Origin of the sequence: Streptomyces sp. NPDC029674 (genome assembly GCF_044903205.1) — a bacterium.
Classification (GTDB): domain Bacteria; phylum Actinomycetota; class Actinomycetes; order Streptomycetales; family Streptomycetaceae; genus Streptomyces.
Map to the genome: position 1 here is coordinate 100,970 of NZ_JBJDPY010000009.1, position 13,494 is coordinate 114,463.

A 13,494-nucleotide genomic window follows, 5' to 3' on the forward strand; every position below is an offset into this window, starting at 1 on the left:
CCCGTCGGCCGGCCGTCGCGGTCCCGTTCGCCGCGTCGATCGAATGCCAGAATGCCCGCCTCACCGAACGCCCGCGTCGCGTTGTCCACAGGCGGTGGGTATTCGTCGTACTAATCAGACGCACGGGGAGCGGAACAGCGCCGAACCGTCCCGGAGGCGGGACTTCCCCCATGCCCAGCGGGTAACGTCGGGGCGTGCCCGCCGACCCGTCCTCTCGCGTCGCTGGGGAGACCTCGGTGCGTCGCGCCGGAGCTCCACAGCGCAGCACGACCAGCCCGTCACCCTCCGGTGCGGGGGCCAGTGCGGTCGAGGTCCGGCGGAGCGCCCGTCGCCGCAGAACGGTCTCCGCGTACCGGGAGGGCGACCGCACCGTCGTCCTCATCCCGGCCCGCATGTCCGAGGCCGAGGAGCAGCGCTGGGTCAACGTGATGCTCGACAAGCTCGCGGCCCAGGAGAGCAAGCGCCTCCTCGGCGACACGGAGCTCGCCGAGCGCGCCGGGCAGCTGTCGGAGCAGTACTTCGGCGGCCGCGCCAGGCCGGCCTCCGTTCGCTGGGTCACGAACCAGAACACCCGCTGGGGTTCCTGCACCCCGGCTGAGGGCAGCATCCGTCTTTCGCACCGGTTGCAGGGCATGCCCGAGTACGTCGTGGACTACGTGCTCGTCCACGAGCTCGCCCACCTTCTCGTCCCCGGCCACGGGCCCCGTTTCTGGCGGCTCCTGGAGGCCTATCCCCGCACCGAGCGGGCGCGGGGGTACCTCGAAGGGGTGGTCGCGGCCGGTCGGCTGCCCCATCTTCCCGCCGCCCGCGAGGAGTGAACGTCCGCCGCGTCTCGCGGTTGTGTAGCGGGTCTGTACCGGCTTCGCCCGTCGTCGGACTTTGCGGTTAGCCTGACGCGACGCATTCACATTCGGGATGGGGGACGGTCGTTACGTATGGCCAGGGAATTCCAACGCGGCCACAAGGCCAAGGTCAGTGACCTCACCGCGGGCACCGATCTGTACGTCGGCGTGCAGATCTCCGCACCGGGACTGACGTTCGACATCAGCTGCTTCGGCCTCGACGCGAGCGAGCGGCTCTCGGACGACCGTTACTTCATCTTCTTCAACCAGCCGAAGTCACCCGAGGAGTCGATCCAGCTCCTGGGCGCCCAGGCGGGCGACACCGAGTCCTTCCGGGTCACCCTCGACCGCATCCCGCCGCAGATCCAGCGGCTGTCGTTCACGGCGACCATCGACGGTGCCGGACAGATGTCGCAGGTCGTCTCCGGGTACGTGCGCATCGTCGCGGGCGGCGAGGAAGTGGCGCGCTACGCCTTCAGCGGCGCGGAGTTCTCCACGGAGCGCGCCGTCATGCTGGGCGACTTCTACATGAAGGACGTCTGGCGCTTCGCCGCGATCGGCCAGGGCTTCGACGGCGGGCTCGACGCGCTCCTGAGGAACTTCGGCGGCGAGGTCGCCGAGGAGGAGCCCGCCGCCCCGCAGCCGCAGGCCGCCGCGCCCTCCTTCGCGCCGCCCGCGCAGGCCGAGGCACCGCCCGCGTTCGGCGCCCCCGCGGCCGCCGCGCCGCCCCAGGTGCCCGCACCCGCCCCGGCTCCGGCCCCGGCCCCGGCTCCTGTGCAGAACTTCGCGCCGCCGCAGGGCGCCACCCCGCCCCCGCCGCCCGCTCCCGCGGACCCGTCGGTGCACGCCGCGCAGACCGTCGTGGCCCCCATGCACCAGCCGCCGACGGCCCCCTCGCCGTACGGCCAGCCCGGTCAGCAGCCTCCGCAGCAGCCGCAATTCGGCCAGGTCCCCGGCCAGCAGCAGATGCCGGGCCAGACCCCGCCCCCGCCGCCCGGCTACGGCCAGCAGCCCGCCGCCCCCGTGCCGCCGCCCGGCTACGGGCAGCAGCCCCCCGTCGGCCAGTACCCCGGCCAGCCCGCCGCCCCGCAGGGTGCGGCACCGCAGGGCGCCGGTGTGGCCGCGGCCCTCCAGAAGTACCGCGAGGCCCCCACCGGCCAGCGCTGGACGCAGCAGAACGAGAAGCTGGTCCGCGTCGACCTGGGCGTCGCCGACCAGCCGATCCTCGCCCGCCAGGGCAGCATGGTGCTCTACCAGGGCAAGGTCGAGTTCAGCTACAAGGGCGCGGGCTTCGCCGGGCGCATCGTGGGCAACTCCACCGGCCAGGAGATGCAGCTGATGCGCTGCTCGGGCCGTGGACAGGTCTTCCTCGCCGAGGAAGGCACTCACTTGCACCCCATCGAACTCCAGGGCGACGCGATCTGTGTCTCGGCGGAGAACGTCCTCGCCTTCGACGAGTCGCTCCAGCACGAGGTGCGCAGGATCGAGGGCCACGGCATCCCCGGTGGCGCGCTGTTCGTCATGCAGTTCCAGGGCACCGGCACCGTCATCGTGAAGACCCACGGTGTGCCCGTCGTGCTGCCCGTCACGCCGACGACCTTCGCCGACTGCCACGCCGTCGTCGCCTGGTCGGCCGCCGCCCAGGCGATCGTTTCCAGCCAGGTCCGGCTGCGCAGCAACGCGTACGCGGGGTCCACGGGGGAGAGCGTGAACCTCCAGTTCCGCGGCGCGCCCGGCAATTTCATCGTCGTCCAGCCGTACGAGGTCTGAGGGAGCCCGTCATGAATCAGCAGCTCGCGGGCTTTGCTCCCGCACCCGTCGCCGCCCGCATGGAGAACCACGGCCACCACATGGTCAAGGTGGCCATGCAGACCGGCAACGACCTCCTCGCGCGCGTGGGCTCGATGGTCGCCTACGAAGGGTTCGTGCAGTACGAGCCGAATCCGCCCGCCGTCCGCCAGGTCGCGCGCGAGTGGATGACCGGCGAGGGCGCGCCCTTGATGAAGTGCTCCGGAGACGGTCTCCTCTACCTCGCCGACTACGGAGCGGACGTCGTCGTCATCAACCTGGCGGGCGACTCCCTCTCGGTGAACGGCACCAACCTCCTCGCCTTCGACACGTCCCTCCAGTGGGGCGTCGAGCGGGTCAAGGGCATGGCCAAGTTCGCCGGGCAGGGCCTGTGGAACATCAAGATCTCCGGTCAGGGCTGGGTGGCGCTGACGTCCCGGGGCACCCCGATCGTCGTCGACTGCGGCCGCGGCGAGGACGAGACGTACGTCGACCCGGACGCCCTGATCGCCTGGTCCCCGAACCTCAAGGTCAAGGGCAAGCGCAGCTTCAAGGCCGGCTCCCTCATCGGGCGCGGCAGCGGCGAGGCCTACCAGATGGGCTTCTCCGGAGAGGGCATCGTCGTCGTACAGCCCAGCGAGGACAGCACCGACCGTCTCCGAGCACGGGGCTGAGGGGGAGCACAACACCATGCAGAGCCCACTTTTCGCACACGCCGAGCAGCAGACCCAGGAGCGCTACTCCGTCCAGAACCCGCAGCTGCTGCGGGTCGCCCTGGAAGGCCACGACGACGTCCTGGCCCGCAAGGGGTCGATGGTCGCCTACCAGGGGCTGATCGAGTTCGACGCCGAGTACCAGAGCCAGGGCAACCAGCGGGCCCGCGCGCACACCGGCGAGGGCCTGGACCTGATGCGCTGCCACGGCCAGGGCACGGTCTATCTCGCCAACCTCGCCCAGTACATCCACGTAGTGGATGTGGACCAGGACGGCCTGACCGTGGACAGCAGCTACGTCCTCGCGATGGACTCGTCGCTGACCCACCAGGTCATCGCCGTCGACAGCCAGTACGGCATCTCCGGCTCCGGCAAGTACCAGCTCAACATCTCAGGGCGCGGCAAGGTCGCCCTGATGACGTCGGGCCAGCCGCTGATGCTGCAGGTCACGCCCGACCGGTACGTCAACGCGGACGCCGACGCGATCGTCGCCTGGTCCAACGGCCTGCGCGTCCAGATGCAGGCCCAGACCCATTCCTCGGGTGTCTGGCGGCGCCGCGGCAACACGGGTGAGGGCTGGGAGCTCAGCTTCATGGGCCAGGGTTACGCCCTCGTCCAGCCCAGCGAGATGCTGCCGCCCCAGAACGCGGTCATCGGGCGGGGCGCCCAGGCGCAGTTCGGTGTGGGCCAGCAAGGGGCTCGGGGGCAGAACCAGGGCAACGTCTGGAGTTAGCCACCGGAAACCCACCGGAACCCACCGGAACCCATCGGAACTGAGGGGCGCGGGGATCTGCGGGCCGTATGTGGCTGGTCGCGCAGTTCCCCGCGCCCCTGACGGGGCACGCCCTACAGGCGTGCCCTCGTCGCCTCCACCAGCCGTACCACCGACTCGTCCGCCACCCCCGCCACCTCGTCGTACGCGAACCAGCGCAGGTCCAGTGACTCGTCGCTGATCGCCTCGACCGCGTCGGACGGGGCGAGCGCGGCGTACTGGACGTCGAGGTGCCGGGTGCACGGGCCCGGGATCGGGTGCCTGTCCAGGCGGACCGGGCCGCCCGCGAGGAGCGTCAGGCCGGGCACGCCGGACTCCTCCGTGGCCTCACGCAGCGCCGCAGCGGCCAGGGTCGTGTCGCCCGGCTCGCAGTGGCCGCCCATCTGGAGCCACATCCGCAGCTTCTTGTGCAGGGTCAGCAGTACGCGCCCACGGGACGGGTCGACCACCAGGGCGCTGGCCGTCACGTGCCCGTCCGTGCAGGCCTTCCACATGCCGTCGTCACCGTGCGCGGACAGGTGGTCCAGGTAGGCCTGGCGCAGTTCGGGCTGGTCCTCGTACCCCTTGAGCACGAGGACCGTGTCGTCGTACAGGCTCACTTGTCGTCGCCCTCGGAGGGCCGCTCGTCGCCCTCGTCGCCCTCGTCCTTCTTCAGGTCCGGCTTGGCGGAGGAGCCGCCGCCCGCCGCCTCGCCGAGCATCTTGTCCAGCTCGGAGAAGTCCAGCTGCTCGCGGTGGACGAAGCCGTCCGGGTCGTCCAGGTCGGAGGCAGTCGGCAGCATGTCCGGGTGCTCCCACAGGCCGTCGCGGCCGTCGACACCGCGTGCGTCCGTGAGCGAGGCCCACAGGCGCGAGGCGTCCCGCAGCCGGCGCGGGCGCAGCTCCAGGCCGATCAGCGTGGCGAACGTCTGCTCCGCGGGGCCACCCGTCGCGCGGCGGCGGCGCAGCGTCTCCCGGAGGGCGTCGGCGGACGACAGGCGGGGCTTCGCGGCCGCGTGGACCACCGCGTCCACCCAGCCCTCCACGAGCGCGAGAGCCGTCTCCAGGCGCGCCAGAGCGGCCTTCTGGGCGGGGGTGTCCTCCGGCTGGAACATGCCCTGCTGGAGCGCTTCCTGCAGCTGCTCCGGGTTCTGAGGGTCGAGCTGGCCGACCACGTCCTCCAGCTTGGCCGTGTCGACCTTGATCCCGCGGGCGTAGCCCTCGACGGCGCCGAACAGGTGCGAGCGCAGCCACGGGACGTGGGCGAAGAGCCGCTGGTGGGCGGCCTCGCGCAGCGCCAGGTAGAGCCGCACCTCGTTCTTGTCGATGCCCAGGTCCTTGCCGAAGGCCTCGATGTTCACCGGGAGCAGCGCGGCCTTGCCGGACGGGCCGAGCGGAAGGCCGATGTCGGTGGAGCCGACGACCTCGCCCGCGAGCACGCCGACGGCCTGGCCGATCTGCTGGCCGAACATGGCGCCGCCCATGGAGCGCATCATGCCGATCAGCGGGCCCGCCATGGCCTGCATCTCCTCGGGCAGCACGTCGCCCATGGCCAGGCCGACGCGCTCGGCGACCGGGTCGACGAGCTCCTTCCAGACCGGCAGGGTCGCCTCGACCCACTCGGCGCGGCTCCACGCCACGGCCGTGCCGGACCCGGACGGCAGCGACGTCGCGTCGTCCAGCCACAGGTCGGCCAGGCGCACGGCCTCCTCGACGGCGGAGCGCTCGGCGGGGCCGACGCTGGCGTCCTTGGTGCCGTCCGCCGTGCCCTGCGACACGGTCTGGCGGGCGATGTCCTTGGCCATGTCCCAGTTCACCGGGCCGCCCTCGTACGAGAGCATCTGGCCGAGCTGCTGGAACGCGGCGCCCAGATCGGTCGGGTTCATGGAACCGAACATCGCGGCGAACGGATTGTCACCGCCGCCCGGCCCGCCCATTCCGGGGAACCCCCCGAAACCGAACGGGTTCGCGGGGCCACCGGCGCCCTGCCCGCCCTGGCCCCCGCTCTGTCCCTCTCCAGGGGATCCCTTCTTCTTGCCCTCGTCGCCGTCTTCCGGCTCCTCCGGCGGAAGGCCGAATCCGAATGGGGTGTCACTCACGGGATTCCTCGGCTCGTCAGGCCGCCGGTATCGTTCCGGCGGCGGCTGCCCTACAACACCACCCAGCGTAGACACCGTGACGGGTTCGGGCCTCGGTGCTTCGCCGACTCATGGCCTGCGGCAGGATGGATGCCACCTGGTACGTACGCGTCATACACGTACGTACTGAAGACAACCGCTGGAGACGCCCGGTGAGTTCCCCAGATCCACAGGTTCGCGCAGCGCGAAACCCCTCAACCCCGGCCCCCGTCCGAGGCCCCGTGGTCGCCGTGACCGGCGCCGCCTCCGGAGTGGGCGCGCTGCTGACCGAGCGCCTCGCCGCATCGGAGGCGATCAAGCAGGTCATCGCCATCGACGAGCGCCGGGGCGACTGTACGCAGGCGCAGTGGCACATCCTGGACGTACGGGATCCGGCCATCGCGGAGAAGCTGCGCGGGGCGGACGTCGTGGTGCACCTGGCGCTCGATCTCGACCTGGAGACGGACGCCGCGGCCCGCACCGCGTACAATGTACGAGGCACCCAGACCGTGCTGACCGCGGCCGCGGCGGCCGGTGTGCACCGAGTCGTGCTCTGCACGTCGGCGATGGTCTATGGAGCGCTGCCCGACAACGAACTGCCCCTCTCCGAAGACGCCGAACTGCGCGCCACCGCGGAGGCCACCGGTGTCGGCGACCTCCTGGAGGTCGAACGCCTGGCCCGCCGGGCGCCCCGCGCGCACCCCGGTCTCAACGTCACCGTCGTGCGGCCCGCGATCCTGGTCGGCGGTACGGACACGGCCCTCACGCGCTACTTCGAGTCGCCCCGGCTCCTGGTCGTGGCGGGGTCCCGCCCCGCCTGGCAGTTCTGCCACGTCGAGGACCTGTGCAGCGCTCTGGAGTACGCCGTCCTGGAGAAGGTCGACGGCGAGCTCGCCGTCGGCTGCGACGGCTGGCTGGAGCAGGAGGAGGTCGAGGAGCTCAGCGGAATCCGGCGCATGGAGCTGCCCTCGACGGTCGCGCTCGGCGCCGCCGCCCGGCTGCACCGCATCGGCCTGACCCCGTCCCCGGCCGGTGACCTGGCGTACACGATGTACCCCTGGGTGGTCAGCGTCAGCGGGCTGCACGACGCCGGATGGCGGCCGCAGTGGACCAACGAGGAAGTCCTCGCGGAGCTGCTCGAAGAGGTCTCCGGGCGGCGCACCGTGGCCGGCCGGCGGCTCGGGCGCAAGGACGCCACGGCCGCGGGCGCGGCCGGCGCGACGGTCGCCCTGCTGGGTGCCGCGGCGGTGGTGCGCAGGGCGCGGAAGGCGCGGCGGAGGATCTGAGACGCGCCGGGTCGCCGTCCGGAGGCAGTCCCTGTAGGGAGCTCCAAGGCGGCACGCGTGCGTGCCGGGCGAAAGGTCTATTCCGCGATGACCGTGCCGTGCGGCACCATGGCCGCATGGCACGCACCACGATGGACCACCCCGGCGAGCAGGCCGCGCAGGACCCGATCCGACTCCTTGCGATCCGTGACGCCCCGCTCTCCCTGGACGAGGTCTTCCGGGCCGTCGGTGACGACGCGGCGGGCGGCACGGCGCTCTTCGTGGGGACCGTGCGCAATCACGACGGCGGCGCGGACGTCGACGAGCTGGGGTACTCGGCACACCCCACCGTCGAGGCCGAGATGCGCCGGGTGGCCGAGAAGGTCGTCGCCGCGTACCCGGTGCGGGCCCTCGCCGCGGTGCACCGCGTCGGGGACCTCGCCGTCGGCGATCTCGCGGTGGTCGTGGCCGTCTCCTGCCCGCACCGCGCCGAGGCCTTCGACGCCTGCCGCCAGCTGATCGACGACCTCAAGCACGAGGTGCCGATCTGGAAGCACCAGCGTTTCTCGGACGGCAAGGAGGAATGGGTGGGCGCGTAGCGCCTCACCGTGTGACCGGTGTTCCGGTTGCGTAACCCGACCCCTGCCGTGAGCGTTGACCATGCGGATGGTTAATCTGCTGATCAGTCAGTTGCGGTGGCTCACGGGGTCGGGAGGTCGACATGGCATCACTTGCCTGGTTGCTGATTCCGCTCCTGGCGGCCATCGGTGCGGGGCTGTGGGCCAGCTGGGCCGCCCGCGCCCGCAAGTCCGGCCGCACAGGTGACACCCACGAGCTCAACGGCTACGCGGCCTTCCGCGAGGCGATGGAGAAGTCCCGCACCGGGTCCTGAGATCCCCGTACGGACCGGCCCCGGGGGTGCCCTCACAGGCAGGTCCCGTACTGTCGTTCCATGCCACGCCGCACCGCGACGATGCTCGCCTCCACCTTGATGCTGATCGCGCTTCTCTGCGCCGGAGTGCTCATCAAAGTGCCGTACTCGGAGATGTCTCCCGGGCCCACGGTGAACACCCTCGGCGACCACGACGGCGAACCGGTGCTGCAGATCTCCGGACACAAGACCCACCCCACGACCGGCAACCTCAACATGACGACGGTCAGGGTCACCAGCGCCGACTACAACATGAACCTCGCGGAGGCCGTCTACGGCTGGCTGGCACACGACAACATCGTGGTGCCGCACGACACGCTCTACCCGGACGGCAAGACCGAGCAGCAGTCCTCGCAGGAGAACGCCGAGGAATTCAGCCAGTCCCAGGAGAGCGCGAAGGTCGCGGCGCTGCGGCAGCTCGACATCCCGGTGAAGTCCCAGGTGATCGTCTCCACCGTCTTCAAGGGCGACCCGGCGGAGGGCAAGCTGCACGCGGGCGACGTCATCCGCAAGGTGGACGGCAAGCCCGTCAAGGAGATGACGGACGTCGCGAAGCTCGTCACCGACCACAAGCCCGGCGACACCGTCACGTTCACCGTCGTCCCGGTCAAGGTTGCGGCAGCCGCGGAGAAGGCGGGCAAGGCGCCGACCGAGACCGAGGACATCAAGATCACGACGAAGGGCGCGGAGGACGACGCCGACCGCGCGGTCGTCGGCATCAAGGCGGGCACCGACCACACCTTCCCGTTCACGATCGACATCAAGCTGGCCGACGTGGGCGGTCCCAGCGCGGGCCTCATGTTCGCCCTCGGCATCGTCGACAAGCTGACCCCGGACGACCTCACCGGCGGCAACTTCGTGGCCGGCACCGGCACCATCGAGGACAACGGCAAGGTCGGCCCGATCGGCGGCATCGAGATGAAGACCGTCGGCGCGCGCGACAAGGGCGCCGAGTACTTCCTCACCCCGAAGGGCAACTGCTCGGCCGCCGCGGAGGACGTCCCGGACGGCCTCACGCTCGTCAAGGTGGACACCATCGCCGACGCCGTGAAGTCCCTGGAGAAGATCCGCAAGGGCGACACCGACGGCCTGCCGAAGTGCACCACGAGCTAGGGCGTGTCTTTCGGGGCCTGAGACAGCTGTACGCGGGCGGGGCGCCCCCACCCGCGTACAGAACGGAACTTTGACCCGCCGCTACGCGAACGTCGCCGCGAGGGCCTCCGCCAGGCCGGGCACCAGGTCCGAGCCGGTGAGGACCTCGGTCGGCGAGTCCTTCTCGCGCAGCCGCAGCGCGGATTCGCGCGCACCGTCACGGAGCACCGCGACCGTCATCCGGACCTCCTGACGGTCCGGGTGCTCGGCCACCCACTTCGCGAGCTGCGCCTCACCGAGACCGTCTGGGACGGACGCCTCGGCGGACGGCGGCAGCATGAGGCGCTCCACCGTGAGGGCGCAGCCGGCCACCGCGTCCGGCCAGGCGATGGTGCCGAGGAATTCGTCCAGCGGCTTGTCCGCGGGGATCTCCTCCTGCTCGATGGGGGTCAGGCCGGCGTGCTCCACGCCGTCGTCGAGGCCGAGCTGGGAGGCCAGGCCGGGTTCTTGGGTGCGCAGTCGCGCCGTGTCGACCAGCGCGAAGAGGCGGGCGGGCCGGTCCCAGCCGAGGCCGGATACGTACTCGTCGATCTCGAGTACCGCCCGGGTGAGGGGGCTCGCTGCCATGGGAGTGTTGGACATGGTCACAATCCTGCCTCGTTAGTCCCGAGAAACGGGAACCGAGTAAAGCGTAGGTAAGTTGCATAGGTGTGGCTCCACGATCTCCGGGGCCTGACGGACCAACAGCGAATCAACACCGAATCAACAGCGAACTTCGAGGTGCGCACCTTGGCTTTCCAGATGCCGGACCGCGGCGGAGGCCCGACCGGGCCACGGATCAGAGTGGGCCGACCCTCCCGGCGTGTCCGGACCCTGCTCATGACGTTGGGGGTCCTTGCCGTACTGGCCATGGCCTTCGTCATGTTCTCGGGGTTCTGGACGGACTGGTTGTGGTACCGCTCGGTCAATTACTCATCGGTCTTCGCGACGACCCTGTGGACCAAGATCGGCCTGTTCTTCGTCTTCGGCCTCCTCATGGCGGCCGCGGTGGGCGTGAACATCTGGCTGGCGCACCGGCTGCGCCCGCCGCTGAGTGCCATGTCGATGGAGCAGCAGAGCCTCGACCGGTACCGCATGGGCATCGCCCCCTACAAGAAGTGGCTGCTCATCGGGGTGACCGCCCTGGTGGGGCTGATCGCGGGCGCGTCCGCCGCGGGGCAGTGGCGCACCTGGCTCCTGTGGGTCAACGGCGTGTCCTTCGGCCAGAAGGACCCGCAGTTCCACATGGACGTGTCCTTCTTCGCGTTCGACCTGCCCTGGTACCGCTTCCTGCTGGGCTTCGGCTTCGCGGCCACGGTGCTCTCCCTGGTCGCCGCCGCCCTGACGCACTACCTGTACGGCGGGCTGCGGATCACCAGCCCCGGCGCGCGCGCCACCGCCGCGGCCACCGGTCACCTCTCGGTGCTGCTCGGGGTGTTCGTGTCGCTCAAGGCCATCGCGTACTGGCTCGACCGGTACGGCCTCGCGGTGAAGTCCAGTGACTTCAAGGCGACGGACAACTGGACCGGCCTCAAGTACGTCGACGCGAACGCGTACCTGCCGGCGAAGACGATCCTGTTCTGCATCGCCGTCATCTGCGCCGTCCTCTTCTTCGCCACGCTGTGGCGGCGCACCTGGCAGCTGCCGGTCATCGGCTTCGGCCTGATGGTGCTCTCGGCGATCCTCATCGGCGGTCTCTACCCCGCGATCGTCCAGAAGTTCCAGGTCCAGCCGAACGAGCAGGCCAAGGAAGCGCCGTACATCGAGAAGAACATCGAGGCCACCCGGCACGCCTACGGCATCAGCGGTGTGAAGCCCGAGGACTACAAGGGCGCGGGCAAGGTCGACGAGGACGCCAAGAAGAAGCGCGCCGACGCGGACACGGCGGCCAACTACCGGCTGAACGACCCGAACATCGTCTCGCCGACGTTCCAGCAGCTGGAGCAGGAGCGCAGCTACTACCAGTTCCCGAAGACGCTGGACGTGGACCGCTACAACGGCCAGGACACCATCGTCGGCCTGCGCGAGCTGAACGTGAACAAGCTCGACAAGCGGAACTGGATCAACGACCACTTCGCCTACACGCACGGCTACGGAGTGGTCGCCGCCAAGGGCACGGAGACCAAGCCCGGCTCCAAGGGCGCCCCGGCGTTCACCGAGTCCGGCCTGCCCACCAGCGGCACCCTCGGCGAGTACGAGCAGCGGATCTACTACGGCGAGAAGACGTCGCAGTACTCGATCGTGGGCGGGCCCCAGAAGGAGCTCGACTACGAAGAGGACAGCGGCGGTCAGAAGACCTACAGCTACAAGGGCGACAGCGGCGTCAACCTCTCCAACCCGATCAACCGCGCGGCGTACGCGGTGTCCTTCGGAGAGCCGCAGATCCTCTATTCCGGAGCCATCGGCGACGGTTCGCGGATCCTCTACAACCGCACTCCGAAGGAGCGCGTGGAGGCCGTGGCCCCGTGGCTGACCATCGACGGCGACGTCTACCCGACGGTCGTCGACGGCCGCATCCAGTGGGTCGTCGACGCCTACACGACCAGCAACGGCTATCCGTACGCCTCGCGGACGACGCTCGGTGACACCACCGCCGACTCCCTGTCGCAGGCCGACAGCCAGCGCACGGTGATCGCCCAGCAGAACCAGGTCAACTACATCCGGAACTCGGTGAAGGCGACCGTCGACGCGTACACCGGCGACGTCAAGCTCTACACCTGGGACGAAGAGGACCCGGTCCTCAAGACCTGGAAGAAGGCGTTCCCGGACACCGTCAAGGACAAGAGCGAGATCCCGCCGAAGCTGATGGACCACCTGCGCTACCCGCAGGACATCTTCAAGGTCCAGCGCGAACTGCTGACGAAGTACCACGTCACGGACCCCGGCCAGTTCTACAACGCGAGTGACGCCTGGCAGGTGCCGAACGACCCGACGAAGAAGGACGACAGCGCGGTCCCGCCGTACTACCTGTCCTTGAAGTCGCCGGGCCAGACGCAGCAGCAGTTCTCCCTGACGACGACGTTCACCCCGAGTGAGCGGCCCAACCTGCGGGCCTTCATGACGGTCGACGCCGACGCCAGAAGCCAGAACTACGGCAAGATGCAGCTGCTCAGAGTCCGGGGCGACGTCGACGGACCGGAACAGGTGCAGAACAAGCTGAACTCCATGAAGGAGGTCGGTACGTTCGTCCGTGACATGAAGGGCGCCGACTCCGACATCCTCTACGGCAATCTGCTGACCGTGCCACTGGACGACGGCTTCCTGTACGTCGAGCCCGTCTACGTACAGGGACGCAATTCGGCGTACCCCCTCCTGAAGAAGGTCGCCGTGTCGTACGGCACGGAGACCGTCTTCGCGGACTCCCTCAGCGACGGCCTCAACCAGGTCTTCAGTACGGAAGGCGGCACCAAGCCACCGGCCGAGGACTCGGACGGCGACGAGCCGACCAAGCCGCCGAAGACGAGCGACCCGACGGTCCAGGACGCGCTCGACGACGCCCAGAAGGCCTTCGAGGACGGCGAGACCGCCATGAAGGAGAACGACTGGAAGGCGTACGGCGAGGCGCAGGACCGGCTCCAGGAGGCTCTGGAGCGGGCCGAGGAGGCCTCGGCGAAGGCCAAGGAGAAGGACGACAAGGCCGCCGACAAGGGCCGTGACGCGGAGAAGCCGGAGTCCGAGAAGACCGAGTAGTGAGTGGTCAAGAGGCCACCTCGCGCCGTGGTACGGTTTCATCACAACGGCGCGGGGTGGAGCAGCTCGGTAGCTCGCTGGGCTCATAACCCAGAGGTCGCAGGTTCAAATCCTGTCCCCGCTACTGCAAGGTGAAGGCCCGGATCCTTACGGATCCGGGCCTTCGTCGTGTGTGCCCGCTGCCGGTGCGCGTCGTGTGCGGGTGTCCTATGCCAAGACATGCGAACGCTGCCACGTAGGGGGAGAGTTGGGAGATCTGTGTTTGAC

12 protein-coding genes and 1 tRNA gene are annotated in these 13,494 nt (G+C 69.8%); 10 read left to right on the forward strand and 3 right to left on the reverse strand.

Annotated elements, in window-relative coordinates:
• Positions 1-194 precede the first annotated feature (194 nt).
• The 4 genes from ACI2L3_RS22365 (at position 195) to ACI2L3_RS22380 (ending at position 4,076) form a co-directional block, all read left to right on the forward strand.
• Positions 195-818 (forward strand): M48 family metallopeptidase, encoded by a 624-nt coding sequence (locus tag ACI2L3_RS22365; protein ID WP_404754135.1) that lies wholly within the window; start codon positions 195-197, stop codon positions 816-818.
• A 117-nt stretch (positions 819-935) separates the two neighbouring features.
• The gene (locus ACI2L3_RS22370; RefSeq protein ID WP_404754136.1) at positions 936-2,612 is read left to right on the forward strand and encodes a TerD family protein; all 1,677 of its coding nucleotides are present in this window, start codon (positions 936-938) and stop codon (positions 2,610-2,612) included.
• Between the two features lie 11 nt (positions 2,613-2,623).
• Positions 2,624-3,304: an AIM24 family protein gene (locus tag ACI2L3_RS22375; protein ID WP_404754137.1), complete on the forward strand. Its 681-nt coding sequence runs from the start codon at positions 2,624-2,626 to the stop codon at positions 3,302-3,304.
• 16 nt (positions 3,305-3,320) lie between these two features.
• On the forward strand, positions 3,321-4,076 hold the full coding sequence (locus ACI2L3_RS22380) for an AIM24 family protein (RefSeq protein WP_404754138.1): 756 nt from the start codon (positions 3,321-3,323) through the stop codon (positions 4,074-4,076).
• 113 nt (positions 4,077-4,189) lie between these two features.
• Here the strand turns inward: ACI2L3_RS22380 and ACI2L3_RS22385 are convergent, their stop codons facing one another.
• Both ACI2L3_RS22385 and ACI2L3_RS22390 read right to left on the reverse strand, forming a co-directional pair.
• On the reverse strand, positions 4,190-4,714 hold the full coding sequence (locus tag ACI2L3_RS22385; RefSeq protein ID WP_404754139.1) for an NUDIX hydrolase: 525 nt from the start codon (positions 4,712-4,714) through the stop codon (positions 4,190-4,192).
• On the reverse strand, positions 4,711-6,192 hold the full coding sequence (locus tag ACI2L3_RS22390; protein WP_404754140.1) for a zinc-dependent metalloprotease: 1,482 nt from the start codon (positions 6,190-6,192) through the stop codon (positions 4,711-4,713). Before ACI2L3_RS22390 ends, ACI2L3_RS22385 begins: the two co-directional genes overlap by 4 nt.
• Before the next feature lie 191 nt (positions 6,193-6,383).
• Between ACI2L3_RS22390 and ACI2L3_RS22395 the strand changes: the two genes are divergently transcribed.
• From ACI2L3_RS22395 to ACI2L3_RS22410, 4 genes are all read left to right on the forward strand, one after another.
• Positions 6,384-7,496 carry an SDR family oxidoreductase gene (locus ACI2L3_RS22395; protein ID WP_404754141.1) on the forward strand — a complete coding sequence of 371 codons (1,113 nt, stop codon included), beginning with the start codon at positions 6,384-6,386 and terminating at the stop codon, positions 7,494-7,496.
• 116 nt (positions 7,497-7,612) lie between these two features.
• On the forward strand, positions 7,613-8,074 hold the full coding sequence (locus ACI2L3_RS22400) for a molybdenum cofactor biosynthesis protein MoaE (RefSeq protein WP_404754142.1): 462 nt from the start codon (positions 7,613-7,615) through the stop codon (positions 8,072-8,074).
• A gap of 122 nt (positions 8,075-8,196) precedes the next feature.
• Complete coding sequence (locus ACI2L3_RS22405; protein WP_404754143.1) at positions 8,197-8,367, forward strand: hypothetical protein; 171 nt, start codon at positions 8,197-8,199, stop codon at positions 8,365-8,367.
• 60 nt (positions 8,368-8,427) lie between these two features.
• Positions 8,428-9,519 (forward strand): PDZ domain-containing protein, encoded by a 1,092-nt coding sequence (locus ACI2L3_RS22410; protein WP_404754144.1) that lies wholly within the window; start codon positions 8,428-8,430, stop codon positions 9,517-9,519.
• Positions 9,520-9,600: 81 nt separating this feature from the next.
• Here the strand turns inward: ACI2L3_RS22410 and ACI2L3_RS22415 are convergent, their stop codons facing one another.
• Positions 9,601-10,140 carry a PPA1309 family protein gene (locus tag ACI2L3_RS22415; RefSeq protein ID WP_362996365.1) on the reverse strand — a complete coding sequence of 180 codons (540 nt, stop codon included), beginning with the start codon at positions 10,138-10,140 and terminating at the stop codon, positions 9,601-9,603.
• Positions 10,141-10,299: 159 nt separating this feature from the next.
• Between ACI2L3_RS22415 and ACI2L3_RS22420 the strand changes: the two genes are divergently transcribed.
• Together ACI2L3_RS22420 and ACI2L3_RS22425 are read left to right on the forward strand one after the other, a co-directional pair.
• Positions 10,300-13,227 carry a UPF0182 family protein gene (locus ACI2L3_RS22420; RefSeq protein WP_404754384.1) on the forward strand — a complete coding sequence of 976 codons (2,928 nt, stop codon included), beginning with the start codon at positions 10,300-10,302 and terminating at the stop codon, positions 13,225-13,227.
• A gap of 50 nt (positions 13,228-13,277) precedes the next feature.
• Positions 13,278-13,351 (forward strand) — tRNA-Met (locus ACI2L3_RS22425).
• Positions 13,352-13,494 lie beyond the last annotated feature (143 nt).

What these genes read in the sequence shown, in the direction of transcription:
- ACI2L3_RS22370 (WP_404754136.1), top strand. Translation starts at nt 936, where the DNA reads ATGGCCAGGGAATTCCAACGCGGCCACAAGGCCAAGGTCAGTGACCTC.
- ACI2L3_RS22375 (WP_404754137.1), top strand. Translation starts at nt 2,624, where the DNA reads ATGAATCAGCAGCTCGCGGGCTTTGCTCCCGCACCCGTCGCCGCCCGC.
- ACI2L3_RS22380 (WP_404754138.1), top strand. Translation starts at nt 3,321, where the DNA reads ATGCAGAGCCCACTTTTCGCACACGCCGAGCAGCAGACCCAGGAGCGC.
- ACI2L3_RS22400 (WP_404754142.1), top strand. Translation starts at nt 7,613, where the DNA reads ATGGCACGCACCACGATGGACCACCCCGGCGAGCAGGCCGCGCAGGAC.
- ACI2L3_RS22405 (WP_404754143.1), top strand. Translation starts at nt 8,197, where the DNA reads ATGGCATCACTTGCCTGGTTGCTGATTCCGCTCCTGGCGGCCATCGGT.
- ACI2L3_RS22410 (WP_404754144.1), top strand. Translation starts at nt 8,428, where the DNA reads ATGCCACGCCGCACCGCGACGATGCTCGCCTCCACCTTGATGCTGATC.
- ACI2L3_RS22415 (WP_362996365.1), bottom strand. Translation starts at nt 10,140, where the DNA reads ATGTCCAACACTCCCATGGCAGCGAGCCCCCTCACCCGGGCGGTACTC.
- ACI2L3_RS22420 (WP_404754384.1), top strand. Translation starts at nt 10,300, where the DNA reads ATGCCGGACCGCGGCGGAGGCCCGACCGGGCCACGGATCAGAGTGGGC.